Source organism: Terriglobus sp. YAF25 (assembly GCF_052113305.1).
GTDB lineage: Bacteria > Acidobacteriota > Terriglobia > Terriglobales > Acidobacteriaceae > Terriglobus.
This window is the reverse complement of the sequence record NZ_JBFRCY010001019.1, coordinates 1-1,168: the sequence shown is the minus strand read 5'-3', so window position 1 is coordinate 1,168 and position 1,168 is coordinate 1. Positions and strand designations below refer to the sequence as shown.

Annotated in this window: 1 pseudogene; it reads left to right on the top strand. The window is 56.5% G+C overall.

The features are described 5' to 3' along the window. A pseudogene (locus AB4043_RS26185) lies at positions 1–711 on the top strand (hypothetical protein); the annotation flags it as partial. Positions 712–1,168: the final 457 nt, after the last annotated feature.

Here is a 1,168-nt window from a genome sequence, read left to right as displayed (position 1 = left end):
ATACCGACTTACTTCCGCAAGCCTGAGATCGATCTTGCGGTGGATACGCCGCTCAGGAACTCGATCGTGGTTGGAGCCGCTCCGGATGAGGGAGCCATCTTCCATTGCATCGACGTGCTTCAGTCCTTTGTCGACCGCCGCAAGGGTGGGGAGACGGGCGTCAGGTCGGTGCAGTCTATTCGCGGGCCTGAGACTCGGAAATGGGTCGAACGCACTCCCTGGGCCGGTAACCTGCTTGAATCAGTGCGAAAGAACTTCGACCTGAAGCCGGGGCATTTTCAAGAGAGCAACCGGCCGGCCGTTTGCATTGTGGAGTACAACGACGGGACCTATGGGGCCGTAATTTCGGGCGAGGGTGTGGGCTGGACCTATGCCGGCGAGATCGAAGGGCAGAAGGATCCAACAATCATCTCCATGCTTGGCTGGCCCGGACCCGTTTCGCAGTATCACGCTGCCAATGCTTTCGATCACTGGCTCATCGAGATGATGCTGACCCGAAAGGAGCCGTTCAATGCGGAACGGCTGCTTCTGTCGACCGGCATCGTGAACCACTACATGGAATCGAACTGGGAGAACGGCCGCTACTCCGCCGTTGGACGCCGCGTCGAGACGCCCTTCATGAACATGAGATATCGCTCAACACACGGTCCACTCTTTGAGACCGGCCCTCGGCCGCCAAATACTCCGTATATCCGCGGCTTTGAATCATAGTCTGCGCGAACTATCGAGGAAGACGCATCTATCATCGCCCCGGCTCTTACACGGTCTTAGTGCAACCATTCGCACTGCAAGTGCGAAGGTCTTGTTAAGGGCATGGCTTTCAGCCATGCCGCACAGATGCCGCAGAAACGGCGGCTTTAAGCCGTCCCCTTAAGCAAGGCATTCGCACCTGCGGTGCGAAACGGGATGCACTGTGTGGGCAGACAGATCCTCGAGCGAGGCATGAAAGATTTCTTCATGCCTCGCTCGATTGGCCCTAGTTTTCTATCAATGCGATTTAAGTCCGCGACATTGCTATCTACGAACGTCAAATCACGCGAACTGGGCTGCGAGTCTCTTCAGGAAAGGGACGTACACTGCAGGACAGGAATGGGCTCCCTGGCACTCCGGCGGCGAATCAGTACCATTCTGCGAATTCGCATCGCTGAAGCTGATAAGGTTTTTGTAG